The 6,634-nt window shown below is 73.5% G+C and carries 6 protein-coding genes; 4 read left to right on the top strand and 2 right to left on the bottom strand.

Annotated features, from left to right (window positions below; translation table 11 throughout):
• Positions 1-221 precede the first annotated feature (221 nt).
• The 4 genes from OP86_RS00945 to OP86_RS00930 all read left to right on the top strand — a co-directional run bounded on the left by OP86_RS00945 (position 222) and on the right by OP86_RS00930 (position 3,603).
• Complete coding sequence (locus OP86_RS00945) at positions 222-647, top strand: gamma-glutamylcyclotransferase family protein (protein WP_030254260.1); 426 nt, start codon at positions 222-224, stop codon at positions 645-647.
• Between the two features lie 219 nt (positions 648-866).
• Positions 867-2,105 carry a bifunctional cobalt-precorrin-7 (C(5))-methyltransferase/cobalt-precorrin-6B (C(15))-methyltransferase gene (locus tag OP86_RS00940; protein WP_030254265.1) on the top strand — a complete coding sequence of 413 codons (1,239 nt, stop codon included), beginning with the start codon at positions 867-869 and terminating at the stop codon, positions 2,103-2,105.
• Positions 2,102-2,863, top strand: coding sequence for a precorrin-4 C(11)-methyltransferase (gene cobM, locus OP86_RS00935; protein WP_030056500.1), 762 nt, complete (start codon positions 2,102-2,104; stop codon positions 2,861-2,863). Before OP86_RS00940 ends, cobM begins: the two co-directional genes overlap by 4 nt.
• Positions 2,863-3,603, top strand: coding sequence for a cobalt-precorrin-6A reductase (locus OP86_RS00930; RefSeq protein WP_030056499.1), 741 nt, complete (start codon positions 2,863-2,865; stop codon positions 3,601-3,603). The genes cobM and OP86_RS00930 overlap by 1 nt, the downstream gene beginning before the upstream one ends.
• Before the next feature lie 188 nt (positions 3,604-3,791).
• On the opposite strand, the gene OP86_RS00925 is transcribed toward OP86_RS00930, so the two are convergent.
• Positions 3,792-5,321 (bottom strand): UDP-N-acetylglucosamine 1-carboxyvinyltransferase, encoded by a 1,530-nt coding sequence (locus tag OP86_RS00925; RefSeq protein WP_030056498.1) that lies wholly within the window; start codon positions 5,319-5,321, stop codon positions 3,792-3,794.
• A 118-nt stretch (positions 5,322-5,439) separates the two neighbouring features.
• A complete protein-coding gene (locus tag OP86_RS00920; RefSeq protein ID WP_030254271.1) occupies positions 5,440-6,579 on the bottom strand; it encodes a cobalt-precorrin-5B (C(1))-methyltransferase in 1,140 nt (379 codons plus the stop codon).
• Positions 6,580-6,634: the final 55 nt, after the last annotated feature.

Raw genomic sequence — 6,634 nt, 5'->3', positions numbered from 1 at the left:
CGGCGACCACCGAGATCTACACTAGATCGCTCGTCGGCAGCGTCAGATGTGTATAAGAGACAGGGTTGGGAGGATGCGGGCGATGTCATGTGTGTCCCCCTTGGACGGTGCTGGCCGAACATCCGACATGACATCGCATCGACGGCCCAATGCGCCACTCGGTATCACGCACCGGACCGCAGGACGTACCGTGGGCGCTCCCCAGCGAGGAGGTCGAACCCGTGTCCGCGTCCGACGAGGCCCTGCCGTTCTTCGTCTACGGCACGCTGCGCAGCGGCGGCCGCAACCACGCCGCCCACCTGGCCGGGCGCTGTGCCGACATCCGGCCGGCGGTGCTGGACGGCGCCGCACTGCACGCGGGCCCCGGCTTCCCGTACGCCGTGCCGGACGCGGCGCCCGGGCGCCGGATCGTGGGTGAGCTGATCACCGTCCGCCCGGGCGCGTACGCCGGAGCGCTGGCGGCTCTGGACGCGCTGGAGGAGTGCCGGGCGGACGGGACGGGGCTGTACGTGCGGCGCCGGATGGCGGTGCGGACGGCGGCGGGCGATTCGCGGGATGCCTGGGTCTACCTCGCCGGGCCGGCCGCCGAGGCGCGGCTGCGCGAGCGGCCGGCGCTGATCGAGTCGGGGGACTGGGCGAACAGGTGACAACGTTCGGAGTTCAGCTTTCAGACTTCAGCGTTCAGATGACAGATGGCAGCTGACAGCTTTCAAAATCTGAAATCTGTCATCTGTCATCTGAACGCTGCCATCCGTCACCTCCCCGGAGTGCACCCCTCCCCTGAGTCCGCCCCCAAACCGCCAGGTAGGCTGCCCGGCCAGTGAGATTTCGCCTCATTGGCCGGCCGAACGACGAGGAGCCACCCGGTGCCCGAGCTGCCATCCCCGATCACCGTCGTCGGGATCGGGGCCGACGGCTGGCCCGGCCTCGCCGCCGCCTCCCGGGCCGTCCTGCGGGACGCCGAGGTGGTCGTCGGCGGCCCCCGCCAACTGGACCTGCTCCCCCAGGACGAGGTCGCCGCCCAGCGCGTCCCCTGGCCCTCCCCGCTGCGCCCGGCCGTCCCCGGGCTGCTCGCCGCCCACGCCGAGCGCCGCGTCGCCGTCCTGGCCAGCGGCGACCCGATGTTCTACGGCATCGGCCGCACCCTCGCCGAGACCGTCGGCGCCGAGCGGCTGCGCGTCCTGCCGCACCCCTCCGCCGTCTCCTACGCCTGCGCCCGGATCGGCTGGCCGCTGGAGGCCACCGAGGTGATCAGCCTGGTCGGCCGCCCGCTGGACACCCTCTCCCTCGCCCTCCACCCCGGCCGCCGCCTGCTGGTGCTCAGCGCCGACGCCGCCACCCCGGCCGCCGTCGCCGCGCTGCTCACGGCCCGCGGCTACGGCACCGCCCGCCTGCGCGTACTCGAAAAGCTCGGTCACGCGCACGAGCGGCAGCTGCACGGCCCCGCCGACGGCTGGCCGCACCCGCCCGGCGACCCGCTGAACGTCATCGCCGTCGACCTCGGCGACGGCCCCCGCACCTCCCTCGTCCCCGGCCTGCCCGACACCGCGTACGAGAGCGACGGCCAGCTCACCAAGCGCCACGTCCGCGCCGCCACCCTCGCCACGCTCGCCCCCTCCCCCGGCGAACTGCTCTGGGACGTCGGCGGCGGCTCCGGCTCGATCGCCATCGAGTGGCTGCGTGCGCACCGCGACTGTCAGGCCGTCACCGTCGAGCGCGACCCCGTCCGGGCCGAGCGGATCACCCGCAACGCCGCCGCACTCGGTGTGCCCCGGCTGCGGGTGGTGACCGGCCCGGCCCCGGCCGCGCTCGCCGAACTCCCCGCCCCCGACGCCGTGTTCATCGGCGGTGGCCTCACCGCGCCCGGCCTGCTGGACAGTTGCTGGGCTGCGCTGCGCCCCGGCGGCCGACTGGTCGCCAACACCGTGACCCTGGAGTCCGAGGCGCTGCTCACCGAGTGGTACCGGCGCCACGGCGGCGAGCTCGTCAAGCTCGCCGTCGCCCACGCCGTCCCGGTGGGCGGCTTCACCGGGTGGCGCCAGGCCATGCCGGTCACCCAGTGGTCCGCCGTCAAGACCGAAAACCCCCAGGAGGACGCCTCGTGACCGTCTACTTCATCGGAGCCGGCCCGGGCGCCGCCGACCTGATCACCCTGCGCGGCCAGCGCATCCTGGCCCGCGCCGACGTCTGCCTCTACGCCGGCAGCCTCGTCCCGCGCGAACTGCTGGACGAGTGCCCGCCCGGCGCCCGGCTCATCGACACCGCGCAGCTCAACCTGGACCAGATCATCGCCGAGCTGGTCCGCGCGCACGAGGCCGGACAGGACGTGGCCCGGCTGCACTCCGGCGACCCGTCCGTGTTCTCCGCCGTCGCCGAGCAGATGCGCCGCCTCGACGCGGCGGGCATCCCGTACGAGGTGGTCCCCGGCGTGCCCGCCTTCGCCGCCGCCGCGGCCGCGCTGAAGCGGGAGTTGACCGTACCGACCGTCGGCCAGACCGTCATCCTCACCCGGATCGCCAAGCGCGCCACCCCCATGCCCGAGGGCGAGGACCTCGCCACCCTCGGCCGCAGCGGCGCCCTCCTCGTGCTGCACCTGGCCGCCGGGTACGTGGACGACGTGGTCGAGCAGCTCCTCCCCCACTACGGCGCCGACTGCCCGGCCGCCGTCGTCGCGATGGCCAGCCGGCCCGACGAGCTGGTGCTGCGCGGCACCGTCGGCGACATCGCCGAGCAGCTCAAGGCGGCGGGCGTGGTCCGCACCGCCGTCATCATCGTCGGCCGCACCCTGGCCGCCGAACACTTCCGCGACAGCCACCTCTACTCGGCGGACCGCGAGCGCCCGCACGAGCCCTGCGGGTCGTGATGCGGCACCTGCTCGTCCTCGGCGGGACGACGGAGGGGCGGGCCCTGGCCGCCGCCCTCGACGGCTGTCCGTCCCTGCGGGTCACCAGCTCGCTGGCCGGCCGCGTCGCCCAACCCCGGCTGCCCGCCGGGGAGGTGCGGATCGGCGGCTTCGGCGGCCCGGACGGCCTGGCGGACTGGTTGCGCGCGGAGCGGGTGGACGCCGTCGTGGACGCCACCCACCCGTTCGCCGCCGGCATCTCACGGAACGCCGCACTCGCGGCCGCCGCCACCGGCGTCCCGCTGCTGGTGCTGCGCCGCCCCGGCTTCACGCCCGTCGACGGGGACCACTGGCTCCCCGTCCCCTCGCTCGCCGCGGCCGCCGAACTGCTGCCGCGACGCGGCGAGCGGGTCTTCCTCAGCATCGGACGACAGGGCATCGCCGCCTTCGCCCACCTCGACGGGCTCCACTTCCTCGCCCGCTCGGTGGACCCGCCCGAGCCGCCGCTGCCGCCCTCCTTCGAACTCCTGCTGGACCGCGGTCCGTTCACGATCGAGGGTGAACTGGCGCTGCTGCGCGCGCACGACATCGACGTCCTGATCACCAAGGACAGCGGCGGGGCCGCGACCGCGCCCAAGCTCACCGCCGCCCGCGGACTGCGGCTGCCCGTCATCATCGTGGAGCGTCCGCCGGTTCCGGACCGCGTGCCGGTCGTGCCGGACGTCGAGGGCGCGGTGCGCTGGCTGGAACAGCTGGGCTGAGGCCGGTCCACAGGCGCTGACGCTGCTCGGCCACGACACCGGCGAGGCCGTCCGGCTGGTCCGGGAGCACCGCTCGCCCTGGGCACTGAACAACCCGGTGTTCGTGGCGTACCTGAACACCGGGTTGGACGTGGCCGTGTTGCTGGCCGGGCTCAACGGGTGAGGCCGGTCGGCGACATGACGGGTTGTCAGATGTCGCGGAAGGTCTCGATCCGGGCGCCGATGGAGTTGAGGCGCTCGGCGAGGTCCTCGTAGCCGCGGTTGATGACGTAGACGTTGCGCAGGACGGAGGTGCCCTGGGCGGCGAGCATGGCGAGGAGGATGACGACGGCGGGGCGCAGGGCCGGCGGGCACATCATCTCGGCGGCGCGCCAGCGGGTGGGGCCCTGGACCAGGACGCGGTGCGGGTCGAGGAGCTTGACGTCGGCGCCGAGGCGGGTCAGCTCGGTGAGGTAGATCGCACGGTTGTCGTACACCCAGTCGTGGATCATCGTGGTGCCGTGGGCGGCCGCGGCGATGGCGGCGAAGAACGGCACGTTGTCGATGTTGATGCCGGGGAACGGCATCGGGTGGATGGTGTCGATCGGCGCGGTCAGCTTGGAGGGGCGCACGGTGAGGTCGACCAGGCGGGTGTGACCGTTGTGGGCCGGGTACTCGGGGGTGCGGTCGTAGTCGAGGCCCATGCCCTCCAGCACCGCGAGCTCGATCTCCAGGAACTCGATCGGCACCCGGCGGATCGTCAGCTCGGAGGAGGTGACGACGGCGGCGGCGAGCAGGCTCATGGCCTCCACCGGGTCCTCGGCCGGGGTGTAGTCGACGTCGCAGGTGATCTCCGGGACGCCGTGCACGGTGAGGGTGGTGGTGCCGATGCCCTCGATCCTGACGCCCAGCTTCTCCAGGAAGAAGCAGAGGTCCTGGACCATGTAGTTGGGCGAGGCGTTGCGGATGACGCTCACGCCGTCGTGCCGCGCGGCGGCCAACAGGGCGTTCTCGGTGACGGTGTCCCCGCGCTCGGTCAGCACGATCGGGCGGTCCATGGGGGTGCCCGGCTCGACCGAGGCGTGGTAGGCGCCGCCGGTGGTGGCGACCTCCAGGCCGAACCGGCGCAGCGCCGTGAGGTGCGGCTGGACGGTGCGGGTGCCGAGGTCGCAGCCGCCGGCGTAGGGGATGGCGAACTGCTGGGCGCGGTGCATCAGCGGGCCGAGGAACATCAGCACGCTGCGGGTGCGGCGGGCCGCCTCGACGTCCATGGCCGCGAGGTCCAGCTCGGCGGGCGGGGTGAGTTCGAGGTCGCGGCCTTCGTTGATCCAGCGGCTCTTGACGCCGATGCTGGTCAGCACTTCGAGGATGCGGTAGACCTCCTCGATCCGGGCGACGCTGCGGATCGTGGTCCGACCGGTGGTCAGCAGCGAGGCGCAGAGGATGGCCACGCAGGCGTTCTTGCTGCTGCGGACGTCGATGGCGCCGGAGAGGCGGGTGCCGCCGGCGACCCGCAGGTGCATCGGGCCGGAGTAGCCGAGGGAGACGATCTCGCTGTCGAGGGCTTCGCCGATGCGGGCGATCATCTCAAGGCTGACGTTCTGCTTGCCCTGTTCGATGCGGTTGACCGCGCTCTGGCTGGTGCCGAGGGCCTCTCCGAGCTGCGCCTGGGACCAGCCGCGGTGCTGGCGCGCGGTACGGATGAGGGTGCCGATACGGGTGAGGTAGTCGCCTGTCACCCGCCAGACAATATCTCATGGTTGAGATGGCAACAGAACCAGAGGGCGACACGGCGCGCCTTTTGTCCGTTTCTCGCCCCGTATGGCCGTCAGATCTTCACATCACGGCGCGATGCCGTCACGGCCCCAGCGGCTCCGCCCGGCCGACGATGGTGCCCGCGCGGTCGATGCAGATGACGTCCACGGCGACCGGCGAGCCCAGCAGCACGCCGAGCGCCGTCGCCCGGGCCGCCTCGGCGACCAGGTCCCCGAGCGGCACCCCGGCCGCGCGGCACAACTGCACCGCCTCCAGCCCGGTGTTGGCCGCCGCCACCGCCGCGGCCAGCGCCTCGTCCGCCCCGCCCTGCCGGGCCAGTTCGGCCAGGTAGCCCTTGTCCACCTGGGAGCGCGCCGAGTGCAGGTCGAGGTGGCCGGCGGCGAGCTTGGACAGCTTGGCGAAGCCGCCCGCGATGGTCAGCCGGGGCACCGGGTGGCGCTTGAGGTACTTGAGCACGGCGCCGGCGAAGTCGCCCATGTCGAGCAGCGCGTCCTCGGGCAGCCCGTGCACCGCGACCGCCACCTTCTCCGAGGTGGAACCGGTGCAGCCCGCCACGTGCGTACGCCCCGCCGCCCGGGCCACGTCCACGCCGCGGCGGATGGAGTCGATCCAGGCCGAGCAGGAGTAGGGGACGACGATCCCGGTGGTACCGAGGATGGAGAGGCCGCCGAGGATGCCGAGCCGCGGGTTCCAGGTCGAGCGGGCGATCTCCTCGCCGTGGTCGACGGAGATCTCGACCACCACATCCCCGCTGCCGCCGTGCTCGGCGGCCACCTCGGCGACGGCGTCCCGGATCATCTGCCGGGGCATCGGGTTGATCGCGGGCTCGCCGACGGGCAGCGGCAGGCCGGCCTTGGTGACCGTCCCCACCCCGGGGCCGGCCCGGAACACCACCCCGGTGCCGGGCTCGCCGGCCCGCACCGTCGAGCGGATCAGCGCACCGTGGGTGACGTCGGGGTCGTCGCCGGCATCCTTGACCACTCCGGCCATGGCGTACGGCCGTCCGTCCGCCGCCGGCTGCTCGGCGGCGAGCGCGAAGGCGGGCTGCTGCCCCTTGGGCAGGGTGATGACCACGGGATCGGGGAACTCGCCGGTGAGCAGCGCGGTGTACGCGGCCTTGGTGGCGGCGGTGGCGCAGGCGCCCGTCGTCCAGCCGTGCCGCAGGCCGCTGCTCTTCAGCTGACCGGCCCGGCCTCCCGTCCCGGCTGCCGCTTCGGCCACCTTCGCCTCGCTTCCGACCACGCCCGTACCGGTTCGTCCCGGCCGCCTCGGCCGC

The sequence above is a fragment of the Streptomyces novaecaesareae genome, assembly GCF_000716875.1.
Classification (GTDB): Bacteria; Actinomycetota; Actinomycetes; order Streptomycetales; family Streptomycetaceae; genus Kitasatospora; species Kitasatospora novaecaesareae.
Note: the sequence above shows the minus strand (reverse complement) of the source record. Positions and strands in the feature narration are given on the sequence as shown.